Origin of the sequence: Pseudomonas sp. S30_BP2TU TE3576, assembly GCF_050436025.1 — a bacterium.
Taxonomy (GTDB): domain Bacteria; phylum Pseudomonadota; class Gammaproteobacteria; order Pseudomonadales; family Pseudomonadaceae; genus Aquipseudomonas.
Map to the genome: position 1 here is coordinate 4,108,983 of NZ_JBNDLK010000001.1, position 19,784 is coordinate 4,128,766.

Genomic DNA, 19,784 nt, shown 5'->3' on the forward strand with positions numbered 1-19,784 from the left:
TCACTGAACGGTCAATGATTTGGACACTAGCAGAAAAACTTTGATACACAGGCGCAGGTGGCGGATTTTTCGACGGTTTCTGGCTGCTTCTAGGTATAGACGGGCGGCTGTTATACTCGCGGCCATTTTTAAGTCCGCCTGTGAGATTCAATGGAACGCTTTATCGAAAATACAATGTACGCCTCGCGCTGGCTGCTGGCGCCGATCTATTTCGGCCTGTCCCTCGGGCTGCTGGCGCTGGCACTGAAATTCTTCCAGGAAGTCTTTCACGTTATCCCGAACGTGTTTTCGATGGTTGAATCGGACTTGATCCTGGTGCTGTTGTCGCTGATCGACATGGCGCTGGTGGGCGGTTTGCTGGTGATGGTGATGATTTCCGGCTACGAGAACTTCGTTTCGCAACTGGACATCGACGACAGCAAGGAGAAACTCAACTGGCTGGGCACCATGGACTCTTCATCGCTGAAGATGAAAGTGGCCGCGTCGATCGTGGCGATTTCGTCCATTCACCTGCTGCGCATCTTCATGGACGCCAAGAACGTCGATCCTGAGCATCTGCAGTGGTACGTGATCATCCACATGACTTTCGTGGTATCGGCATTCGCCATGGGTTACCTGGATAAAGTCACCAAGCACTGATTTCAACTTCCATTGTGGGAGCGTGGCTTGCCCGCGATGGCATCACCTCGGTCTAACGATGAACCGCAGTGATGCCATCGCGGGCAAGCCACGCTCCCACAGGGTTGCAAAACAGACGGGCGGCGTCGTTTGTGGCTTGTGCTTTGATGCGCCGAGGCCTATCCCTGTAACTATGTTGGCTCGCCGCTGTGTGAGGTGCGTTCATGACCCTGCAAGAGTTGAATGCGTATGCCGTCGCCGGGAAGGTCGATGAGCTGAACCTGATCTCCATGGAGGGGGGCATCTACCTGCTGGAAGCAAGGATGCATGGCGCGGCGTACCCCCTGAGCGATACGCACGGCCATATGATGAGCCTGCGCTCGGTGGAGCATGCCCGTGATGTGCTGCGCTCCTTTCCCAAGTTGCATTTCAACCTTGTGCACACGGTCGTGCATGACGAAATGTGCGGGTTGGTTGCCGATGTGGAAGAAAATCTGAAGGTTCCGATCGCCTGACGTCCCTCATCAATGGCATGACATCTGTGCTAGTCTGCTGGCCCTTTTGGTTCCGGGCGCTCCGGGACGCGCTGTGCACGCATGGCAAGTTCCCGAGCCGTCCGCACAGCGGAGCAGTGTCATGTCCGAAGTAAATCTGTCCACCGACGAAACCCGCGTCAGCTACGGTATTGGCCGTCAGCTGGGCGATCAACTGCGCGACAACCCGCCACCGGGCGTAAGCCTGGATGCGATCCTGGCAGGTCTGACCGACGCATTCGCCGGCAAGCCAAGCCGTGTGGGTCAGGAAGAAATGTCCGCCAGCTTCAAAGTCATCCGCGAAATCATGCAGGCCGAAGCTGCAGCCAAGGCTGAAGCGGCCGCTGGTGAAGGCCTGGCTTTCCTGGCTGAAAACGCCAAGCGTGAAGGCATCACCACGCTGGCTTCCGGCCTGCAGTTCGAAGTTCTGACCGCTGGCGAAGGCGCCAAGCCATCCCGTGAAGACACCGTGCGTACTCACTACCACGGCACCCTGATCGACGGCACTGTGTTCGACAGCTCCTACGAGCGCGGCCAACCTGCAGAATTCCCGGTTGGCGGCGTGATCGCCGGCTGGACCGAAGCCCTGCAACTGATGAACGCCGGCAGCAAATGGCGCCTGTACGTGCCGAGCGAACTGGCTTACGGCGCTCAAGGCGTTGGCGGCATCCCGCCGCACAGCGTACTGGTGTTCGACGTCGAACTGCTCGACGTTCTGTAAGACCTGGCCCGATATAGCGTCGGGCTAATGTGGGAGCGGGCTTGCTCGCGAAGGCGTCCTTTCAGGCGACAAACAGTTTGCCTGACCTACCGCTTTCGCGAGCACGCCCGCTCCCACAGTTTTTTGCGGTGATTTTCATATTTCGATCTTGTGGTGCAGTTCACTGTGCGGGCGCAACGCCCGGGCATAGCAGAACAGAAACAGATTACGCACCAGTTCCTTGAGCACCACCGGTTCGCTGGAACTCAGGCTGCTGACGTCCAGGTCACCCTGATCCTGCAGCTCGTTCAAGGCTTCCTCTTCAAGCACGGCACAGACTTCCCCGGTTTCCCGATGCAGGATCCTGAGGTAAGGGTGTGGTCGGTCCAGCCAGGCATCGATCAAATAAGTCATGGTTCTCATCTCCACTGAGGGTTTTATGAGAATAATTCTTATTCATCAAATAGCAAGGGCCTATTGGCGGTTTGCACTTTTTTCCAGGTAAAGATTGCGGCAGGTCAAAACGACTGGCGTTTGGCAATTGCGCGGATTTACTGGGTGAAGCGGGGGGAGGGTGGGGCACCATCCCACGCCGGGCGCGGGATGGAATACAGCAGGTTCAGACTTTTCTGACGAACTCGGACTTGAGTTTCATCGGGCCGATGCCGTCGATCTTGCAATCGATGTCGTGATCGCCATCGCACAGGCGGATGTTCTTGACCTTGGTGCCGACCTTGACCACCAAAGACGTGCCCTTGACCTTGAGGTCCTTGATTACGGTGATGGTGTCGCCGTCCTGCAGGACATTGCCGACCGAATCCTTTTTCACTGCGTCATCGGACGCCGCTTCGGCTTCACCGCTGGCAGACCATTCGTGGGCGCACTCCGGGCAGATCAGCTGGGCGCCGTCTTCATAGGTGTATTCGGAATTGCATTTTGGGCAGGGTGGCAACGTGCTCACTAAGGCTCCTTGGATTCAGGATCGCTAAAAAGCGCACATTATATAGGGTTTCTGGCAGGAGGGGGCAACGCTGAAAAACCTGTGGAAGCGGGCTTGCTCGCGAAAGCGGTGTGCCAGGCAACTTGTTGGTTGACTGAAGAAACGCATTCGCGAGCAAGCTCGCTCCCACAAGGGATATTCGTTGTCAGTGCGTACGCGCGACCGCGAATTCGCTCAGTTCAACCAGTGCATCGCGGTATTCGCTGGCGGGCAATGCTTCGAGGCACTTGATGGCGCGGGCCACATAATCGCGGGCCAGTTGCGCGGTGTACTCAAGCGAGCCCGAGGCTTCCACGGCTTCGCGGATGCTTTCCAGGTCTTCGATCCCACCTTTCTGGATCGCTTTGCGCACCAGGGCGGCCTGTTCCGGCGTACCTTCACGCATGGTGTAGATCAGCGGCAGGGTCGGCTTGCCTTCGGCCAGATCGTCACCGACGTTCTTGCCCAGGGTTTCGGCGTCGCCTTTGTAATCGAGCAGGTCATCGACCAATTGGAAGGCCACGCCCAGGTGGTCGCCGAATGTGCGCAGGGCTTCGGCCTGTTCCGGCGTGGCTTCGCACAGGGCCGCAGCACTGTGGGTCGAAGCTTCGAAGAGCATCGCGGTCTTGCCGCGGATGACTTCCATGTAGGTTTCTTCGGTGGTACTGGCGTCACGCACCTTCGACAGCTGCAACACTTCGCCTTCGGCGATGATGCGCGTGGCTTGCGAAAGGATCTTCATCACCTGCATCGAGCCCAGCTCGACCATCATTTCGAAGGAGCGCGAGTACAGGAAGTCACCCACCAGCACACTTGGCGCGTTGCCCCACATGGCGTTGGCGGTCGAGCGGCCACGGCGCATGCCGGACATGTCGACCACGTCGTCATGCAGCAGGGTAGCGGTGTGCAGGAACTCAATGGTGGCGGCCAGCAGGCGCAATTGGTCGCCTTCGCGGCCAAGGGCCTTGCCACACAGCAACACCAATAAAGGACGCAGGCGTTTGCCGCCGGCCGAGGTGATGTAATCGCCGATTTTCGATACCAGCGGCACTCGGGAAGTCAGCTGCTTCTTGATGATGCCGTCGACGGCGCTAAAATCGTCCGCCACCGCGCGGTAGAAAGCTTGGGGTTGCATCAGCGACAGTTGCTCCAGAAGGGTTGCGCGGCATGCTAGGACCCACGCCTGCAGGTGTCAAGGCACGATGGACGGCCCCTTGCAAGGCGCTCGTGCCTTGCGTACAATCGCGCACCCTGAACTTCCTGGGCAGCACCTGCCTTACGCAATTGCAAGCGGGCCTCCAGCCCCATGCAGCCATGCCAGCCAATACCTCTTCTTATAAAGAGCTGGGTGAGCAGGATTATCGGAGAAATACCATGTCTTATGCAGTAATCGTTACTGGCGGCAAGCAGTACAAAGTCGCCCCAGGTGAATACCTGAAGATCGAAAAACTGGAAGTCGCTACCGGCGAATCCGTTACCTTTGATCGCGTTCTGTTGGTTGCCAACGGTGACGACGTGAATATCGGCGCTCCAGTTGTTGCTGGCGCTACCGTTGTGGCTGAAGTGATCTCCCAAGGTCGTCACGATAAAGTCCGCATCATCAAGTTCCGTCGCCGTAAGCACCACATGAAGCGTATGGGCCACCGCCAGTGGTACACCGAGATCAAAATCACCGGTATTCAGGCTTAATTTCAGCCTAATTCCTCACTAGGAGAATTGAACTCATGGCACACAAAAAAGCTGGTGGTAGTACCCGTAACGGTCGCGACTCAGAAGCCAAACGCCTTGGCGTGAAGATGTATGGCGGCCAGGCTATCAAGGCAGGCAACATCATCGTGCGTCAGCGCGGCACCCAATTCCACGCTGGCTACGGCGTTGGCATGGGTAAAGATCACACCCTCTTCGCTAAAGTCGAAGGCGTGATCAAGTTCGAAGTAAAAGGCGCCTTCGGTCGTCGTTACGTGAGCGTAGTCGCAGCTTAATTGCGCGATCGCTGGAAAAGCCCTGTCTCGCGACGGGGCTTTTTCGTTTGTGGGGTGAGTCTCTTGCAAAGCTGTTTGTATGGGCTGTCGGCGTACGATGTAGGTATCGTGGTTTGGGGTCGCTGCGCTCATTTTTGCAAGAGTCTTATGTCTTGATTGTTTTTCGGCTCGTCCGTATGGCGAGAGGCGTTTGTTATGAAGTTTGTTGATGAAGTATCGATTCGAGTAAAGGCCGGTGACGGCGGCAATGGCTGCATGAGTTTCCGTCGCGAAAAATTCATCGAAAACGGCGGTCCGAACGGTGGTGATGGTGGTGACGGCGGTTCCATCTACATGATGGCCGACGAAAACCTCAACACCCTGGTGGACTACCGTTACACCCGGCACTTCGATGCCGAGCGTGGCTCCAACGGTGGCAGCACCGACTGCACCGGTAAAAAGGGTGAGGATCTGATCCTGCGTGTACCGGTTGGTACTACGGTGATCGACTCGGCCACTCAGGAAGTGATCGGCGACCTGACCAAGGCTGGCCAGAAGTTGCTGGTGGCGCACGGCGGCTGGCACGGCCTGGGCAACACCCGTTTCAAATCCAGTACCAACCGTGCGCCACGCCAGACCACGCCAGGCAAGCCGGGCGAGCAGCGTGACCTGAAACTGGAAATGAAAGTGCTGGCGGACGTGGGTCTGCTGGGCTTGCCGAATGCTGGCAAAAGTACCTTTATCCGTTCGGTGTCGGCCGCCAAGCCGAAAGTCGCTGACTATCCGTTCACCACGCTGGTGCCGAACCTGGGTGTGGTCAGTGTCGATCGCTGGAAGAGCTTCGTGGTCGCGGACATTCCGGGTCTGATCGAAGGTGCTTCCGATGGCGCGGGCCTGGGGATTCGCTTCCTCAAGCACTTGTCGCGTACTCGCCTGCTGTTGCATCTCGTCGACATGGCGCCGCTGGATGAAACCAGTGCCCCGGACGCCGCTGAAGTTATCGTCAGTGAATTGACCAAGTTCAGCCCGTCTCTGGCGGAGCGCGATCGCTGGCTGATCCTGAACAAGTGTGACCAGATCCTTGATGAAGAGCACGATGCTCGCGTCAAGGAAATCGTTGATCGCCTGGAATGGACGGGGCCGGTTTATGTGATCTCGGCGATTGCCAAGCAGAACACCGAGCGCCTGTGCCACGACATCATGCGTTATCTGGAAGATCGTGCCGATCGCCTGGCCAACGATCCGGCCTACAAGGAAGAGTTGGCTGAGCTCGATCAGCGCATCGAAGATGAAGCCCGTGCCCAGTTGCAGGCGCTGGACGACCAGCGTGCCCTGCGCCGCAGTGGTGTGAAGTCGGTTCACGACATCGGCGACGATGATTGGGACGAAGAAGATGTGGATGACGAAGACGGTCCGGAAATCATTTACGTGCGTGACTGATTCGTTGCGATAAACTTAAGCGCCGCTCAATCGAGCGGCGTTTTGGTATCTGGAAATCGATTGTTGGTCACGAATAACCACGAATAACGTCACGGGCAGTGCCAGGTCGCGCTGCCCTCAAGCTAAGGTTGAAGATGATGCGGAGCAAGGTGACAGGTGCGCAGCGTTGGGTCGTGAAGATCGGCAGCGCTTTGCTGACGGCGGACGGCAAGGGCCTGGATCGCGCGGCAATGGGTGTCTGGGTTGAGCAGATGGTGGCCTTGCATGAGGCGGGTGTCGAGCTGGTGCTGGTGTCCTCCGGGGCGGTGGCGGCTGGCATGAGCCGTTTGGGCTGGACCTCGCGACCCAGTGCGATGCACGAGCTTCAGGCCGCCGCTGCAATCGGCCAGATGGGGCTGGTGCAGGCCTGGGAGTCGAGCTTTGCCAAGCATGGCCGGCATACCGCACAGATTCTCCTGACCCATGACGACCTGTCCGACCGCAAGCGCTACCTGAATGCCCGCAGTACCTTGCGCGCATTGGTCGAGCTCAAGGTCATTCCGGTGATCAACGAGAACGACACCGTGGTCACCGACGAAATCCGCTTCGGCGACAACGACACCCTGGCGGCGCTGGTGGCGAACCTGGTCGAGGCGGACTTGCTGGTGATCCTCACGGATCGCGATGGCATGTTCGATGCTGATCCGCGCAACAATCCGGATGCCCAACTGATCTACGAGGCGCGCGCCGATGATCCGGCCCTGGATGCGGTCGCCGGTGGTACGGGTGGTGCGCTGGGGCGTGGCGGCATGCAGACCAAGTTGCGTGCTGCGCGTCTCGCGGCGCGTTCTGGTGCTCATACCATCATCGTCGGTGGGCGCATTGAACGCGTACTGGATCGCCTCAAGGCCGGCGAGCGCATCGGCACCTTGCTTTCGCCAGAGCGCGGCATGCTGGCGGCGCGCAAACAGTGGCTGGCCGGGCATCTGCAAACCCGTGGCACTCTGGTGCTGGATGCGGGGGCGGTGACTGCATTGTCCCAGGGTAACAAGAGCTTGCTGCCGGTTGGGGTCAAATTGGTGCAGGGCAGCTTCCGCCGCGGTGAGATGGTGGTCTGCGTGGCGCCGGACGGTCGCGAGATTGCTCGGGGCCTGGCCAACTACAGTGCCCTGGAGGCACAAAAAATCATCGGTCAATCGTCTGAGGCGATTGTCGGTCTGTTGGGTTATATGGCGGAGCCGGAACTGGTTCACCGCGATAACCTGATTCTGGTTTGAAGGAATACCTGAATGCGCATGGCAAAAGGATTATTGGGGTTGCTGCTGGCAATGCCGCTGCTGGCTTCGGCCGAGGAAATTGGCCAGGTGTCGACGGTGTTCAAGTTCGTCGGGCCGAATGATCGGATCGTGGTCGAGGCTTTTGATGATCCCAAGGTCGAGGGTGTGACCTGTTATCTCTCTCGCGCCAAGACGGGTGGGGTGAAAGGTGGGCTTGGGTTGGCCGAGGATCGTGCCGAGGCGTCTATTGCTTGCCGGCAGGTCGGGCCGATCAGCTTCAAGGGCGAGCTCAAGGATGGTGAAGAGGTGTTCAAGGAGCGCACGTCCCTGGTGTTCAAGACCATGCAGGTGGTGCGCTTCCTCGACAAGAAGCGCAATACGCTGGTGTATCTGGTGTACAGCGATCGCTTGATCGAAGGTAGCCCGCAGAATGCGGTGACGGCAATTCCGATTTTGCCGTGGGCGCACGCCCAATAATTTGACGCAAAACAAACTGTGGGAGCGGGCTTGCTCGCGAAGGGGTCGTGTCAGCCGACATTTATGCTGAATGACACAGCGCCTTCGCGAGCAAGCCCGCTCCCACATTTTTTTTGTGGTGCCTGCTAAATCACAGGCAATAAAAAACCGACCCTGAGGTCGGTTTTTTAATGAACGAGTCGCTTAGGCAGCAGCGGCAACGTTCAGGGCCTTGACGTGGCCATTCAGGCGGCTCTTATGACGAGCGGCCTTGTTCTTGTGGATGATGCCTTTATCGGCCATACGGTCGATAACTGGCACAGCCAGAACGTAAGCGGCTTGAGCTTTGGCAGCGTCTTTTGCGTCGATGGCTTTAACTACATTCTTGATGTAGGTACGAACCATGGAACGCAGGCTGGCGTTGTGGCTGCGACGCTTCTCAGCCTGTTTTGCACGTTTTTTGGCGGAAGGTGAGTTGGCCACCGTCGAGCTCCTCGAAAGACTTTTTAGGAAATAGCAAACAAAATAGGCCGCGAATCATGCCGATGAGTTGAAGTCTTGTCAAGGGCGCTTGAAACGTTCCGCTAAGTGGTAGGCGTGGTGCGACGGGATATTTCTTTCCGGCGTGTGACCTGTAAACTCGCGAGCTTTGGCTCTGTGCTGTTGCGGCGCGGAGTATCGCACAAGTAGGCGCGTAGTTCGCCTGCTGTTTATCGACAGGCACAAACTCTTTCCATGAATCTGCTCAAATCGTTGGCCGCCGTCAGCTCTATCACGATGCTTTCCCGTATTCTCGGGTTTGTTCGTGACACCCTCATTGCGCGCACATTTGGCGCGGGAATGGCGACCGACGCCTTCTTTATCGCCTTCAAATTGCCCAATCTGCTGCGGCGGATCTTTGCCGAAGGAGCGTTTTCCCAAGCGTTCGTGCCGATCCTTGCCGAATATAAAAGCCAGCAGGGTGAAGAGGCGACCCGAACCTTCATTGCCTATGTCTCGGGTCTGCTGACGCTGGTGCTGGCACTGGTCACGGTGTTGGGCATGATCGCTGCACCGTGGGTGATCTGGGTGACGGCACCGGGTTTCACCAATACCCCGGAAAAATTCGAACTGACATCAAGCCTCTTGCGGGTGACCTTTCCCTACATCCTGCTGATTTCCCTGTCGTCGTTGGCCGGAGCGATCCTCAACACCTGGAACCGCTTTTCGGTGCCGGCCTTTGTGCCGACCCTGCTCAACGTCAGCATGATCATATTTGCGGTGTTTCTGACGCCGTACTTCGATCCGCCGGTGATGGCACTCGGCTGGGCGGTTCTGGCGGGTGGCCTGGCGCAGCTTCTCTATCAACTGCCGCACCTGAAAAAGATCGGCATGTTGGTGCTGCCTCGCCTGAATCTGCGTGACACGGGCGTCTGGCGGGTAATGAAGCAGATGTTGCCGGCCATTCTCGGGGTGTCGGTGAGCCAGATTTCGCTGATCATCAACACCATTTTTGCCTCGTTCCTGGTGGCCGGTTCCGTTTCGTGGATGTATTACGCCGACCGTTTGATGGAGCTGCCGTCCGGCGTGTTGGGCGTGGCGCTGGGGACGATTCTGCTGCCGACCCTGGCCAAGACCTATGCCAACAAGGATCGTCACGAGTATTCGCGCATCCTCGACTGGGGCCTGCGCCTCTGCTTCGTATTGGTGTTGCCTTGCTCGCTGGCATTGGGGATTCTGGCGGAACCGCTGACGGTTTCACTGTTCCAGTACGGGCAGTTCAATGCGTTTGATGCATTGATGACCCAGCGTGCCCTGATCGCGTATTCGGTCGGATTGCTCGGGATTATTGTGATCAAAGTGCTGGCGCCCGGCTTTTATGCGCAACAAAACATCCGCACACCGGTGAAAATCGCGATTTTCACCCTGGTGGTCACCCAGCTGTTCAACTTGATGCTGATCGGGCCGCTGGCTCACGCGGGCCTGGCCTTGGCGATCAGTGCCGGCGCCTGTCTCAATGCCGGGTTGTTGTTCTATCAACTGCGTAAGCAGCAGATGTACCAGCCGCAACCGGGCTGGGCAAAGTTCGGTTTCAAGTTGCTGGTCGCGGTGGCCGTGATGTCCGCGGTACTGTTGGGTGTGATGCACTTCATGCCAGCCTGGGACCAGGGGCACATGCTCGAGCGCTTCTTGCGACTGGGGGTGTTGGTAGCCGCGGGTGTGGTGGCTTATTTCGGCATGTTAGTGTTGATGGGGTTCCGTTTGCGCGACTTCAATCGCAAGGCGCTGGAATAGAGGTTCGGGCCTTGATAAACATGGGCGGGCCGGCGGTTTTGTCGGCTCGATCACTTTGGGTTACGGTGTTGCCTGTCGTCGGCCGCCGGGTGTGGTTATAATCGACCACTTTATGAGCAAGAAGCGCGTTATGCAGCTGGTTCGAGGCCTCCACAATCTGCGCCCCCAGCATCGGGGCTGTGTCGCCACTATTGGCAACTTTGACGGTGTACACCGTGGCCACCAGGCTATCCTGGCGCGGCTGCGTGAACGTGCGCTCGAGTTGGGCGTGCCCAGTTGCGTGGTGATTTTCGAGCCGCAACCGCGCGAGTTCTTCGCTCCGGAGACCGCACCGGCCCGCCTGGCCCGTCTGCGGGACAAGCTGCAGCTGCTGGCGGCAGAAGGTGTCGACCGGGTTCTGTGCCTGGCGTTCAACCAGCGCCTGAGCAAGCTCAGCGCCAGCGAGTTCGTCGACACCATTCTGGTGGATGGCCTTGGCGTCCAGCACCTGGAGGTCGGGGATGACTTCCGTTTCGGCTGTGACCGCGCGGGAGATTTCGATTTCCTGCAACAGGCCGGCATCGTTCAGGGCTTTACCGTCGAGGCGGCGCAAACCGTCGAGCTGGACGGTATTCGCGTCAGCAGCACTCAGGTCCGCAATGCCCTGGCCGCAGCTGATTTTGCCTTGGCCGAGCGACTGCTAGGTCGGCCGTTCCAGATTACCGGGCGGGTGCTGCACGGCCAGAAGCTGGCTCGCCAGTTGGGTACGCCTACGGCCAACATACAACTCAAGCGCCGTCGCGTTCCGCTTTCCGGGGTTTACCTGGTCAATGTCGACATCGACGGCAAGACCTGGCCAGGCGTCGCCAACATCGGCGTACGGCCAACGGTACAAGGTGATGGCAAGGCCCACCTCGAAATACATCTTTTAGATTTTGCCGGCGATCTGTATGACCGGCGTTTAACGGTGGTTTTCCACCACAAGCTGCGTGAAGAGCAGCGTTTCGCCTCTCTGGAGGCGCTGAAAACGGCGATCAACGCGGATGTCGCCGCCGCCCGTGCACTAGCCGCACCTAGCGCCCATCGCTAATGAAGAGCCTTAAATGACCGACTATAAAGCCACGCTAAACCTTCCGGACACCGCCTTCCCAATGAAGGCCGGCCTGCCACAGCGCGAACCGCAGATCCTGCAGCGCTGGGACAGTATTGGCCTGTACGGAAAGTTGCGCGAGATTGGCAAGGATCGTCCGAAGTTCGTCCTGCACGACGGCCCTCCCTACGCCAACGGTTCGATTCACATCGGTCATGCGCTGAACAAGATTCTCAAGGACATGATCATCCGCTCGAAGACCCTGTCGGGTTTCGACGCGCCTTATGTTCCGGGCTGGGACTGCCACGGCCTGCCGATCGAACACAAAGTCGAAGTGACCCACGGCAAGAACCTGGGCGCGGACAAAACCCGCGAACTGTGCCGGGCCTACGCCACCGAGCAGATCGAAGGCCAGAAGTCCGAGTTCATCCGCCTGGGCGTGCTGGGTGACTTCGCCAATCCGTACAAGACCATGGATTTCAAGAACGAGGCCGGTGAAATCCGTGCCCTCGCCGAAATCGTCAAGGGCGGTTTCGTGTTCAAGGGCTTGAAGCCTGTGAACTGGTGCTTCGATTGCGGTTCGGCCCTGGCCGAAGCGGAAGTCGAGTACGAAAACAAGAAATCCTCGACCATCGACGTGGCCTTCCCGATTGCCGACGAAGTCAAACTGGCTGCCGCCTTCGGTCTGCCAACCCTGGGCAAACCGGCTTCGATCGTGATCTGGACCACCACCCCGTGGACCATCCCGGCCAACCAGGCGCTGAACGTCCATCCGGAATTCAACTACGCCCTGGTCGACGTCGGCGACAAGTTGCTGGTCCTGGCTGAAGAACTGGTCGAATCGTGCCTGGCGCGCTACTCGCTGGAAGGCTCGGTCATCGCTACCGCCACCGGTTCCGCGCTGGAACTGATCAACTTCCGTCACCCGTTCTACGACCGTCTGTCCCCGGTTTACCTGGCCGACTACGTTGAACTGGGCGCCGGCACCGGCGTGGTTCACTCCTCGCCAGCCTACGGCGTGGACGACTTCGTGACCTGCAAGAAGTACGGCATGGTCAACGACGATATCCTCAACCCGGTCCAGAGCAACGGTGTCTACGTGCCGTCGCTGGAGTTCTTCGGCGGCCAGTTCATCTGGAAGGCCAACCCGGCCATCGTCGACAAGCTGACCGAAGTCGGTGCGCTGCTGCACACCACCGTCATCGAACACAGCTACATGCACTGCTGGCGCCACAAGACCCCGCTGATCTATCGCGCCACCGCGCAGTGGTTCATCGGTATGGACAAGCAGCCGACTACCGGCGACACCCTGCGCGTGCGTTCGCTCAAAGCCATCGAAGACACCAGGTTTGTCCCGGCCTGGGGCCAGGCGCGCCTGCACTCGATGATCGCCAACCGTCCGGACTGGTGCATTTCCCGTCAGCGCAACTGGGGTGTGCCGATCCCGTTCTTCCTGAACAAGGAAAGCGGCGAACTGCACCCGCGCACCGTCGAACTGATGGAAGAAGTTGCCAAGCGCGTCGAAGTCGAAGGCATCGAGGCCTGGTTCAAGCTGGACGCCGCCGAACTGCTGGGTGATGAAGCGCCGCAGTACGACAAGATCAGCGACACCCTGGACGTCTGGTTCGACTCGGGCACAACGCACTGGCACGTCCTGCGCGGTTCGCACCCGATGGGCCACGAAACCGGTCCACGCGCCGATCTGTACCTGGAAGGCTCGGACCAACACCGTGGCTGGTTCCACTCGTCGCTACTGACCGGTTGTGCCATCGACAACCACGCACCGTATCGTGAACTGCTGACCCACGGCTTCACGGTCGACGAGTCCGGCCGCAAGATGTCCAAGTCTTTGGGCAACGTGATTGCGCCACAGAAAGTCAACGACACCCTGGGCGCCGACATCATGCGTCTGTGGGTTGCCTCTACCGATTACTCGGGTGAAATGGCGGTTTCCGAGCAGATCCTGCAACGCAGTGCGGATGCCTACCGGCGTATCCGTAACACCGCGCGCTTCCTGCTTTCCAACCTGACCGGCTTCAACCCGGCCACCGACCTGCTACCGGCCGAAGAAATGCTGGCGCTGGACCGTTGGGCCGTGGACCGTACTCTGCTGCTGCAGCGTGAACTGCAAGAGCACTACGGCGAATACCGCTTCTGGAACGTGTACTCGAAGATCCACAACTTCTGCGTGCAGGAGCTGGGCGGTTTCTACCTCGACATCATCAAGGACCGCCAGTACACCACTGGCGCCGACAGCAAGGCCCGTCGCTCCTGCCAGACTGCGTTGTTCCACATCAGCGAAGCGCTGGTGCGCTGGATCGCGCCGATCCTGGCGTTCACCGCTGACGAACTGTGGCAGTATCTGCCGGGCGAACGTAACGAGTCCGTCATGCTCAACACCTGGTACGAAGGCCTGAGTGAACTGCCGGAAGGCTTTGAGCTGGGTCGCGCCTACTGGGACCGCATCATGGAAGTGAAGGTCGCGGTCAACAAAGAGATGGAAATCCAGCGTGCAGCCAAGGCTGTCGGAGGCAACCTGCAAGCCGAAGTGACGCTGTTCGCCGAAGACGCGCTGACCGCCGACCTGGCCAAGCTGAGCAACGAATTGCGTTTCGTGCTGATCACTTCGACCGCCAGTGTCGCGCCATTGGCGCAGGCACCGGCCGATGCCGTGGTCACCGAAGTCAGCGGCCTGAAGCTGAAGATCGTCAAGTCGAGCTACGCCAAGTGCGCTCGTTGCTGGCACTGCCGTGAAGACGTCGGCGTGAACCCGGAGCATCCGGAAATCTGCGGTCGTTGCGTCGACAACATCAGCGGCGCTGGCGAGGTTCGCCACTATGCCTAATGCCGTTGGCCGTTTCGGACGGCTGAGCTGGCTCTGGTTGAGCTTGCTGGTCCTGGTCATCGACCAGGCCAGCAAGTTCTATTTCGAAGGCAAGCTCCAGATGTACCAGCAGATCGTAATCATCCCCGATTACTTCAGCTGGACCCTGGCCTACAACACTGGCGCGGCCTTCAGCTTTCTGGCTGACAGCTCCGGCTGGCAGCGGTGGCTGTTCGCGCTGATCGCGGTTGTGGTCAGTGCGGTACTGGTGGTGTGGCTCAAGCGTCTGGGGCGCAACGAAACCTGGCTGGCGGTCGCGCTGGCCCTGGTGCTCGGTGGCGCGCTGGGCAACCTGTATGACCGCATTGCCCTGGGCCATGTGATCGATTTCATCCTGGTGCATTGGCAGAACCGCTGGTATTTCCCTGCGTTCAACTTTGCCGACAGCGCAATTACCGTTGGTGCGGTGATGCTGGCACTGGATATGTTCAAAAGTAAAAAGACCGGAGAAACCGTTCATGACTGAACAGGTATTGGCTGAGCAACGCATCGGCCAGAACACGGAAGTCACCTTGCATTTCGCATTGCGCCTGGAGAACGGCGACACGGTGGACAGCACCTTCGACAAGGCCCCTGCGACCTTCAAGGTCGGTGATGGCAACCTGTTGCCAGGTTTCGAAGCGGCCCTGTTCGGTTTCAAGGCCGGTGACAAGCGGACGCTGAGCATCGAGCCGGAAAACGCCTTCGGCCAGCCCAACCCGCAAAACGTGCAGATCATCCCGCGCTCGCAGTTCCAGGACATGGAACTGTCGCCAGGTTTGCTGGTGATCTTCAACGATGCGGCCAATACTGAATTGCCGGGCGTGGTTAAAGAGTTCGACGACGCGCAAGTGACCATCGACTTCAACCACCCGCTGGCAGGCAAGACGCTGACCTTTGACGTGGAAATCATTTCCGTCAAAGCACTGTAAGGCATCATGGGGCAGCTTCTGTTGCCACCTGACCCTGTGGGAGCGAGCTTGCTCGCGATGAGTGCCTGACATTCAATATTGATATTGACTGACACTCCGCCATCGCGAGCAAGCTCGCTCCCACAGTTAGTTTTTCATTGTTTTCGCGCGCAAGACACGAGGCACAGCATGCAAATCAAACTCGCCAATCCCCGTGGCTTCTGTGCCGGTGTGGACCGGGCGATCGAAATCGTCAACCGCGCCCTGGAAGTCTTCGGGCCGCCGATCTACGTGCGTCACGAAGTGGTCCACAACAAGTTCGTGGTCGAAGACCTGCGCTCCCGTGGCGCGATCTTCGTCGAAGAGCTGGATCAGGTGCCGGACGACGTCATCGTGATCTTCAGTGCTCACGGCGTTTCCCAAGCCGTGCGCAGCGAAGCGGCTGGCCGTGGGCTGAAAGTGTTCGACGCCACGTGCCCGCTGGTGACCAAAGTTCACATCGAAGTGGCGCGTTACAGCCGTGACGGCCGTGAGTGCATTCTCATCGGCCACGCCGGTCACCCGGAAGTCGAAGGCACCATGGGCCAGTACGACGGCAGCAATGGCGGCGCAATCTACCTGGTCGAAGATGAGAAAGATGTCGCGGCGTTGCAGGTGAACAACCCTGAAAAACTCGCGTTCGTGACCCAGACCACACTCTCGATGGACGATACCAGCCGCGTCATCGACGCCCTGCGTTCACGCTTTCCGGCCATCGGCGGACCGCGCAAGGACGACATTTGCTACGCCACGCAAAACCGTCAGGACGCGGTCAAGCAACTGGCCGACGAGTGCGACGTGGTGCTGGTGGTCGGCAGCCCGAACAGCTCCAACTCCAATCGCTTGCGCGAATTGGCAGAACGCATGTCCACTCCCGCCTACCTGATCGACGGTGCCGAAGACCTGCAAAAAAGCTGGTTCGACGGTGTCGAGCGTATCGGCATCACCGCTGGCGCATCCGCCCCGGAAGTCCTGGTGCGCGGCGTGATCCAGCAGTTGCAGGCCTGGGGTGCCACCGGTGCCGATGAACTGGCCGGTCGCGAGGAGAACATCACGTTCTCGATGCCTAAAGAGCTGCGCGTTCGTTCATTGCTCTGAGTTTTTTCCTTTCTTCGCATAACGCCTGTTCAGCCTCATCGCTGCGCAGGCTGACGCGGCCGGTCCGTGCCAACACCACTTGATGTTGGCTTACCGGTTTGCGAACTGCGCAAATATGTAATGTCCCTCCAAACAGTGGCTCGCCCTGGCCACTGAATCGTACGAAACGATCGATCGGACCGTTCCCCGCAATCGGCACTCGTGTGCCGCTCCGACGTTCGGCCAACAGTAGATTGTTACTGTCCTTATCGCCCTTGCCGCTGATATCCAGAATGATCCGCCAGCCCTGGCTCCAGTCGCCATCGATGGCGTGAATCACCACGGCCTGGTTACGGACGATGGCTTCGGTTCGGGCGGTGCGAATACCACTGAAAAGAGCCTGCGCCGCCTGCTCCCTTTGGTTCGACTCGATCAGCGTTGCGAACGCCGGAGTGACCAGATGCAGAACAATTCCTGTAATTGCCAGTCCCATGAGCAGTTCGATCAGGCTGAAGCCTTGTTGCCGCATGACATCTCCCTCCGTGGCGTGCTGTGGCTCGCGCAATCCCTGCGCGATAAATGGCAACGCAAACGCACTGCATCGCTCGGATGTTGTGCCGCGTAAAAGCAGGTATAGCCGAAGGAAACAGAAGGCCCCGATGGATCATCGTACAAAAGGTTTCACGCTGATCGAGTTGCTGGTCGCGATCACGATCCTGCTGATTCTGCTGACTCTGGCTGTCCCGGCGTTTACCCGCTCGATGCAAACAACCAGGGCCGATACCGAAATCGTTGACCTGCAACGAGCCCTGAATTTTGCCCGGCTCGAAGCCATTGAGCGGGGCAATACCACACGGGTGCGCCCGACAGCCGGTGGGGATGTCTGGAGTGGGGAACTGACGGTTTACGACAGTACTGGCGCTTTGGCCAATGTATTACGGGTTGTTCCAGCGTTGAGCCGCGGCGCAACTCTGGCGCTAACCTCAGGTGTGACTGCCATCGATTTCAACAGTATGGGCGGGTTGTCATCACCGTCCTCAGAGGTGGTGATCAGCTATGGACGGGGCGCGCAAAGCAGGACGCTGACAGTGTGTTTGAACGGACGAATTCTATTGGGTGGGAGTTGCGGATGAAGGCATGGAGCAACCGCACGCAGGAGGGCATGACGCTGGTCGAAATCCTGGTGGCGTTAGTCATTCTGGGAGTGGGGTTACTGGGGGCAGCGGCGTTTCAGCTCAATGCGCTGAAGTACACGGACAGCGCGCGTATGACCAGTCAGGCCAGTTTTATCGCCTACGACATGCTGGACCGCATTCGCGCCAACGCCGTTGCGGACTACACCATTGCGCCACCGGCTTCGGGCAATCCAGGCGTTACCCGGGATCAGGACCTGTTTGACTTCAAATCCAACATAGTCAGCTCACTCGGTGCCACCGCGACGGGCAGTGTCACCGTCAATCAGCAGGTGTACACCATCACGATTTTCTGGGACGACTCACGGGCTGCGAATGTTGCCGACTCGCGGCGCAGTTTTGTCCTGAGCAGCCGCGCTGCCATCGACCCGGTGGTGACTCCTTGAGCCGTTGTAGCAAAGGCTTTGGCCTGGTCGAGATGCTGATCGCCCTGGCATTGAGCCTGATTGTGGTGCTGGGCGTGGTACAGGTTTTCATCGCGGCGAAGAACACTTATCTCAGCCAGAATGCTGCCGCGAACATGCAAGAGGACGCACGTTTCGTGTTGAGCAAAATGATTCAGGAAATCCGCATGGTCGGGATGTTCGGTTGTCTGGAAACGATCACCGATTCAAGTAAGAAAGGTGATTTCCATGCCAGCCAGCTAACGCCGATCCGTTGGGACAATGGCAGTCGCAAGTTGACTCTGGTTACGGCGGATGTCGGCGGCAATGGTGGCAAGCCGGACTGGACCGTGCTTTCCGACTGTCTAGACAATTCGACGGCTTACAGCGACGGTCCGACTCCAGTGGCAGGGCAACTGGCATTTCCGATACGGCGGCTGATTTACAGCTTCAGCAAAAACCAACTGTTTATGAAGGGCGGGGACGCACCATCGCAGGTATTGGTGAACAACGTAGGTGCTTTTGACGTGAGCTTTGGCTTGGCCAGCACGGCCACTGATCTGGCTGCTTCTCGCTACAGCAGCAACCCGCCGGACTCCGCGCTGATTCGTAGCGTTCGTCTGAGTCTGACCCTCTTCGATCCGAACCACCGGGTGAGCGATCAAACCTTCAACGTCGTGGCCGCTCTGCGCAACCGCTTGCCATGAGAGGGAGCCAATGAATCGTTCTGTCATGAAGTATTACACCCAGCGCGGCATGGCACTGCTGGTCAGTCTGGTGTTCTTGCTCCTGCTGACGCTGATTGGTCTTTCATCGATGCAGAGCGCCACCCTGCAGGAAAAAATGGCCGGTAGCGTCGCCTTGCGCAACCAGTCGTTTCAAGGCGCTGAAGCGGCATTGCGGGTGGGGGAGAGTGCAGTGCAACGGGACAGTTACGCACTGCCGGTTTGCAGCGGTATCGTTCAATGTGCACCACCGTCCGAGTCTTCGACGATTACTGCTGCCGGCTTCAGCGCCACTTCCGGCGTGACCTGGATTGCATCGGGCAATGGCTTTTATGGCGTGCAGAACATCGGTGTCAGTCGAAATGCGGTGAATGTGCCCATCAATACCCCGGCGACGTTGTATCGGGTAACGGCGGTAGGCATCGCGGGCCATTCGCGCAGCGTGGTGGAGAGCATCTATGCGAAGTACTGAGCGACCGGTCAGATTGTGGTCACGACTGTTTGGGGGCGTGGTCGCGCTTAGCTTGCCAGTGTTGGCGCATGGCGCCACGCTATCGGATTTGCCGGCGCTGAACCGGCCAACCTGTCTGGCAAATGGCAATTGGTACGGTTTCTACCACAGCAATCAGAGGTTGAAAGCCGTCTGCCTGAAGCTGCCCGCTGCGATCGGCGTTAAGATGCTCGACAGCAACGACGATGGCGTGGTCGACAACATGGACGCGCTATCCGATGGCGTGGTCTTTATCGGAGAGCATTCGACCCAGGAGGCCAGCGACAATGGCGGGGTTGTGAACGATTCCACTGGCGACGATACGCCGGGGATGGAAAAATCCGGCGGCAGCCGTCGCATCATGTGGCGACAAATACAGTAAGTGAGAGTTGAGGCATGCGTAGTTCCAACCGCGGTTTTACCCTGATCGAAATCATGATCGTGATTGCGATCATCGGGATTGTCATGACCTTTGCCGCCCCGAGCTTCACCGAGTACCTGAACAAGGGTCGCCGCGCAGAAGTGGCCGGCCTGCTCTCGGAGCAGGCACAGCTCCTGGAACGCTTCTACTCGCAGAAAAATGCCTACACCGATGCGACGGGCCTCAGTGCCGGCAATGATTACTACACCATCACACCGACCCTGGCTGACCAGACCTTCCTGCTGACGGCTGTGCGTAAGGCTGGCACGAGCATGGCCACTGACAAGTGCGGTGATCTGACCATCACCAACACCGGTGTCCTCGGCATGGTCAACGCAAAAACCGGCCTGACCAGCAAAGACTGCTGGGGGCGCTGAATTTCTTTTCGGGTGCCTT

25 protein-coding genes are annotated in these 19,784 nt (G+C 58.6%); 20 read left to right on the top strand and 5 right to left on the bottom strand.

Features of this window, described 5'->3' with window-relative positions; translation table 11 throughout:
- The first annotated feature begins 150 nt into the window (after positions 1-150).
- The 3 genes from ABIA48_RS18715 (at position 151) to ABIA48_RS18725 (ending at position 1,872) form a co-directional block, all read left to right on the top strand.
- The gene (locus tag ABIA48_RS18715; RefSeq protein ID WP_429490506.1) at positions 151-639 is read left to right on the top strand and encodes a TIGR00645 family protein; all 489 of its coding nucleotides are present in this window, start codon (positions 151-153) and stop codon (positions 637-639) included.
- Positions 640-842: 203 nt separating this feature from the next.
- The gene (locus ABIA48_RS18720; RefSeq protein WP_310061589.1) at positions 843-1,133 is read left to right on the top strand and encodes a DUF6482 family protein; all 291 of its coding nucleotides are present in this window, start codon (positions 843-845) and stop codon (positions 1,131-1,133) included.
- A 121-nt stretch (positions 1,134-1,254) separates the two neighbouring features.
- A complete protein-coding gene (locus ABIA48_RS18725) occupies positions 1,255-1,872 on the top strand; it encodes an FKBP-type peptidyl-prolyl cis-trans isomerase (RefSeq protein ID WP_007970907.1) in 618 nt (205 codons plus the stop codon).
- A 135-nt stretch (positions 1,873-2,007) separates the two neighbouring features.
- Here ABIA48_RS18725 and ABIA48_RS18730 read toward each other — a convergent pair whose 3' ends face one another.
- From ABIA48_RS18730 to ABIA48_RS18740, 3 genes are all read right to left on the bottom strand, one after another.
- Positions 2,008-2,265 (bottom strand): PA4570 family protein, encoded by a 258-nt coding sequence (locus tag ABIA48_RS18730; RefSeq protein ID WP_007996439.1) that lies wholly within the window; start codon positions 2,263-2,265, stop codon positions 2,008-2,010.
- A 205-nt stretch (positions 2,266-2,470) separates the two neighbouring features.
- The gene (locus ABIA48_RS18735) at positions 2,471-2,812 is read right to left on the bottom strand and encodes a zinc ribbon domain-containing protein YjdM (protein WP_008028840.1); all 342 of its coding nucleotides are present in this window, start codon (positions 2,810-2,812) and stop codon (positions 2,471-2,473) included.
- Positions 2,813-2,996: 184 nt separating this feature from the next.
- Positions 2,997-3,965 (bottom strand): polyprenyl synthetase family protein, encoded by a 969-nt coding sequence (locus ABIA48_RS18740; protein WP_007990455.1) that lies wholly within the window; start codon positions 3,963-3,965, stop codon positions 2,997-2,999.
- 239 nt (positions 3,966-4,204) lie between these two features.
- Here ABIA48_RS18740 and rplU point away from each other — a divergent pair, with 239 nt between their 5' ends.
- The 5 genes from rplU to ABIA48_RS18765 all read left to right on the top strand — a co-directional run bounded on the left by rplU (position 4,205) and on the right by ABIA48_RS18765 (position 7,964).
- Positions 4,205-4,519 carry a 50S ribosomal protein L21 gene (gene rplU, locus ABIA48_RS18745; protein ID WP_007950961.1) on the top strand — a complete coding sequence of 105 codons (315 nt, stop codon included), beginning with the start codon at positions 4,205-4,207 and terminating at the stop codon, positions 4,517-4,519.
- A gap of 35 nt (positions 4,520-4,554) precedes the next feature.
- Positions 4,555-4,812, top strand: coding sequence for a 50S ribosomal protein L27 (gene rpmA / locus ABIA48_RS18750; RefSeq protein ID WP_003281574.1), 258 nt, complete (start codon positions 4,555-4,557; stop codon positions 4,810-4,812).
- A 195-nt stretch (positions 4,813-5,007) separates the two neighbouring features.
- Positions 5,008-6,231, top strand: a complete 1,224-nt coding sequence (gene cgtA / locus ABIA48_RS18755) for an Obg family GTPase CgtA (RefSeq protein ID WP_007970919.1) — start codon at positions 5,008-5,010, stop codon at positions 6,229-6,231.
- 137 nt (positions 6,232-6,368) lie between these two features.
- Complete coding sequence (gene proB / locus ABIA48_RS18760) at positions 6,369-7,487, top strand: glutamate 5-kinase (protein WP_429492886.1); 1,119 nt, start codon at positions 6,369-6,371, stop codon at positions 7,485-7,487.
- A 12-nt stretch (positions 7,488-7,499) separates the two neighbouring features.
- Complete coding sequence (locus ABIA48_RS18765; protein ID WP_204934251.1) at positions 7,500-7,964, top strand: CreA family protein; 465 nt, start codon at positions 7,500-7,502, stop codon at positions 7,962-7,964.
- A gap of 183 nt (positions 7,965-8,147) precedes the next feature.
- On the opposite strand, the gene rpsT is transcribed toward ABIA48_RS18765, so the two are convergent.
- Complete coding sequence (gene rpsT / locus ABIA48_RS18770) at positions 8,148-8,426, bottom strand: 30S ribosomal protein S20 (protein ID WP_007970922.1); 279 nt, start codon at positions 8,424-8,426, stop codon at positions 8,148-8,150.
- Positions 8,427-8,678: 252 nt separating this feature from the next.
- Between rpsT and murJ the strand changes: the two genes are divergently transcribed.
- The 6 genes from murJ to ispH all read left to right on the top strand — a co-directional run bounded on the left by murJ (position 8,679) and on the right by ispH (position 16,197).
- Entirely contained in the window at positions 8,679-10,217 is a 1,539-nt protein-coding gene (gene murJ / locus ABIA48_RS18775; RefSeq protein WP_429490510.1) for a murein biosynthesis integral membrane protein MurJ, read from the top strand.
- Between the two features lie 130 nt (positions 10,218-10,347).
- Entirely contained in the window at positions 10,348-11,286 is a 939-nt protein-coding gene (gene ribF / locus ABIA48_RS18780) for a bifunctional riboflavin kinase/FAD synthetase (protein ID WP_429490511.1), read from the top strand.
- Positions 11,287-11,299: 13 nt separating this feature from the next.
- A complete protein-coding gene (ileS, locus tag ABIA48_RS18785) occupies positions 11,300-14,131 on the top strand; it encodes an isoleucine--tRNA ligase (protein ID WP_429490513.1) in 2,832 nt (943 codons plus the stop codon).
- Positions 14,124-14,636, top strand: coding sequence for a signal peptidase II (gene lspA / locus ABIA48_RS18790; protein WP_007970932.1), 513 nt, complete (start codon positions 14,124-14,126; stop codon positions 14,634-14,636). The genes ileS and lspA overlap by 8 nt, the downstream gene beginning before the upstream one ends.
- A gap of 7 nt (positions 14,637-14,643) precedes the next feature.
- Positions 14,644-15,081, top strand: a complete 438-nt coding sequence (fkpB, locus tag ABIA48_RS18795) for an FKBP-type peptidyl-prolyl cis-trans isomerase (protein ID WP_172435403.1) — start codon at positions 14,644-14,646, stop codon at positions 15,079-15,081.
- A gap of 168 nt (positions 15,082-15,249) precedes the next feature.
- Positions 15,250-16,197: a 4-hydroxy-3-methylbut-2-enyl diphosphate reductase gene (ispH, locus tag ABIA48_RS18800; protein ID WP_102701727.1), complete on the top strand. Its 948-nt coding sequence runs from the start codon at positions 15,250-15,252 to the stop codon at positions 16,195-16,197.
- Here the strand turns inward: ispH and ABIA48_RS18805 are convergent.
- Positions 16,166-16,705: a GspH/FimT family pseudopilin gene (locus ABIA48_RS18805; protein WP_429490516.1), complete on the bottom strand. Its 540-nt coding sequence runs from the start codon at positions 16,703-16,705 to the stop codon at positions 16,166-16,168. The genes ispH and ABIA48_RS18805 overlap by 32 nt on opposite strands.
- Positions 16,706-16,835: 130 nt before the next feature.
- On the opposite strand from ABIA48_RS18805, the gene ABIA48_RS18810 reads away from it, so the two are divergent.
- From ABIA48_RS18810 to ABIA48_RS18835, 6 genes are read left to right on the top strand one after another with little or no spacing between them, the layout of a single operon-like run.
- Complete coding sequence (locus ABIA48_RS18810; RefSeq protein ID WP_429490518.1) at positions 16,836-17,309, top strand: GspH/FimT family pseudopilin; 474 nt, start codon at positions 16,836-16,838, stop codon at positions 17,307-17,309.
- Positions 17,306-17,755: a type IV pilus modification protein PilV gene (gene pilV, locus ABIA48_RS18815; RefSeq protein ID WP_429490520.1), complete on the top strand. Its 450-nt coding sequence runs from the start codon at positions 17,306-17,308 to the stop codon at positions 17,753-17,755. The genes ABIA48_RS18810 and pilV overlap by 4 nt, the downstream gene beginning before the upstream one ends.
- Positions 17,752-18,459, top strand: a complete 708-nt coding sequence (locus ABIA48_RS18820; RefSeq protein WP_429490522.1) for a PilW family protein — start codon at positions 17,752-17,754, stop codon at positions 18,457-18,459. The genes pilV and ABIA48_RS18820 overlap by 4 nt, the downstream gene beginning before the upstream one ends.
- Before the next feature lie 10 nt (positions 18,460-18,469).
- Entirely contained in the window at positions 18,470-18,949 is a 480-nt protein-coding gene (locus ABIA48_RS18825; protein ID WP_429490524.1) for a pilus assembly PilX family protein, read from the top strand.
- Positions 18,936-19,349, top strand: coding sequence for a hypothetical protein (locus tag ABIA48_RS18830; RefSeq protein ID WP_429490526.1), 414 nt, complete (start codon positions 18,936-18,938; stop codon positions 19,347-19,349). The genes ABIA48_RS18825 and ABIA48_RS18830 overlap by 14 nt, the downstream gene beginning before the upstream one ends.
- Positions 19,350-19,363: 14 nt before the next feature.
- Positions 19,364-19,765 carry a type IV pilin protein gene (locus ABIA48_RS18835; protein WP_204934262.1) on the top strand — a complete coding sequence of 134 codons (402 nt, stop codon included), beginning with the start codon at positions 19,364-19,366 and terminating at the stop codon, positions 19,763-19,765.
- Positions 19,766-19,784: the final 19 nt, after the last annotated feature.

Coding starts and splice junctions, on each gene's coding strand:
- ABIA48_RS18715 (WP_429490506.1), top strand. CDS start 151: ATGGAACGCTTTATCGAAAATACAATGTACGCCTCGCGCTGGCTGCTG.
- ABIA48_RS18720 (WP_310061589.1), top strand. CDS start 843: ATGACCCTGCAAGAGTTGAATGCGTATGCCGTCGCCGGGAAGGTCGAT.
- ABIA48_RS18725 (WP_007970907.1), top strand. CDS start 1,255: ATGTCCGAAGTAAATCTGTCCACCGACGAAACCCGCGTCAGCTACGGT.
- ABIA48_RS18730 (WP_007996439.1), bottom strand. CDS start 2,265: ATGACTTATTTGATCGATGCCTGGCTGGACCGACCACACCCTTACCTC.
- ABIA48_RS18740 (WP_007990455.1), bottom strand. CDS start 3,965: ATGCAACCCCAAGCTTTCTACCGCGCGGTGGCGGACGATTTTAGCGCC.
- rplU (WP_007950961.1), top strand. CDS start 4,205: ATGTCTTATGCAGTAATCGTTACTGGCGGCAAGCAGTACAAAGTCGCC.
- rpmA (WP_003281574.1), top strand. CDS start 4,555: ATGGCACACAAAAAAGCTGGTGGTAGTACCCGTAACGGTCGCGACTCA.
- cgtA (WP_007970919.1), top strand. CDS start 5,008: ATGAAGTTTGTTGATGAAGTATCGATTCGAGTAAAGGCCGGTGACGGC.
- proB (WP_429492886.1), top strand. CDS start 6,369: ATGCGGAGCAAGGTGACAGGTGCGCAGCGTTGGGTCGTGAAGATCGGC.
- ABIA48_RS18765 (WP_204934251.1), top strand. CDS start 7,500: ATGCGCATGGCAAAAGGATTATTGGGGTTGCTGCTGGCAATGCCGCTG.
- murJ (WP_429490510.1), top strand. CDS start 8,679: ATGAATCTGCTCAAATCGTTGGCCGCCGTCAGCTCTATCACGATGCTT.
- ribF (WP_429490511.1), top strand. CDS start 10,348: ATGCAGCTGGTTCGAGGCCTCCACAATCTGCGCCCCCAGCATCGGGGC.
- ileS (WP_429490513.1), top strand. CDS start 11,300: ATGACCGACTATAAAGCCACGCTAAACCTTCCGGACACCGCCTTCCCA.
- lspA (WP_007970932.1), top strand. CDS start 14,124: ATGCCTAATGCCGTTGGCCGTTTCGGACGGCTGAGCTGGCTCTGGTTG.
- ispH (WP_102701727.1), top strand. CDS start 15,250: ATGCAAATCAAACTCGCCAATCCCCGTGGCTTCTGTGCCGGTGTGGAC.
- ABIA48_RS18805 (WP_429490516.1), bottom strand. CDS start 16,705: ATGCGGCAACAAGGCTTCAGCCTGATCGAACTGCTCATGGGACTGGCA.
- ABIA48_RS18810 (WP_429490518.1), top strand. CDS start 16,836: ATGGATCATCGTACAAAAGGTTTCACGCTGATCGAGTTGCTGGTCGCG.
- pilV (WP_429490520.1), top strand. CDS start 17,306: ATGAAGGCATGGAGCAACCGCACGCAGGAGGGCATGACGCTGGTCGAA.
- ABIA48_RS18825 (WP_429490524.1), top strand. CDS start 18,470: ATGAATCGTTCTGTCATGAAGTATTACACCCAGCGCGGCATGGCACTG.
- ABIA48_RS18830 (WP_429490526.1), top strand. CDS start 18,936: ATGCGAAGTACTGAGCGACCGGTCAGATTGTGGTCACGACTGTTTGGG.
- ABIA48_RS18835 (WP_204934262.1), top strand. CDS start 19,364: ATGCGTAGTTCCAACCGCGGTTTTACCCTGATCGAAATCATGATCGTG.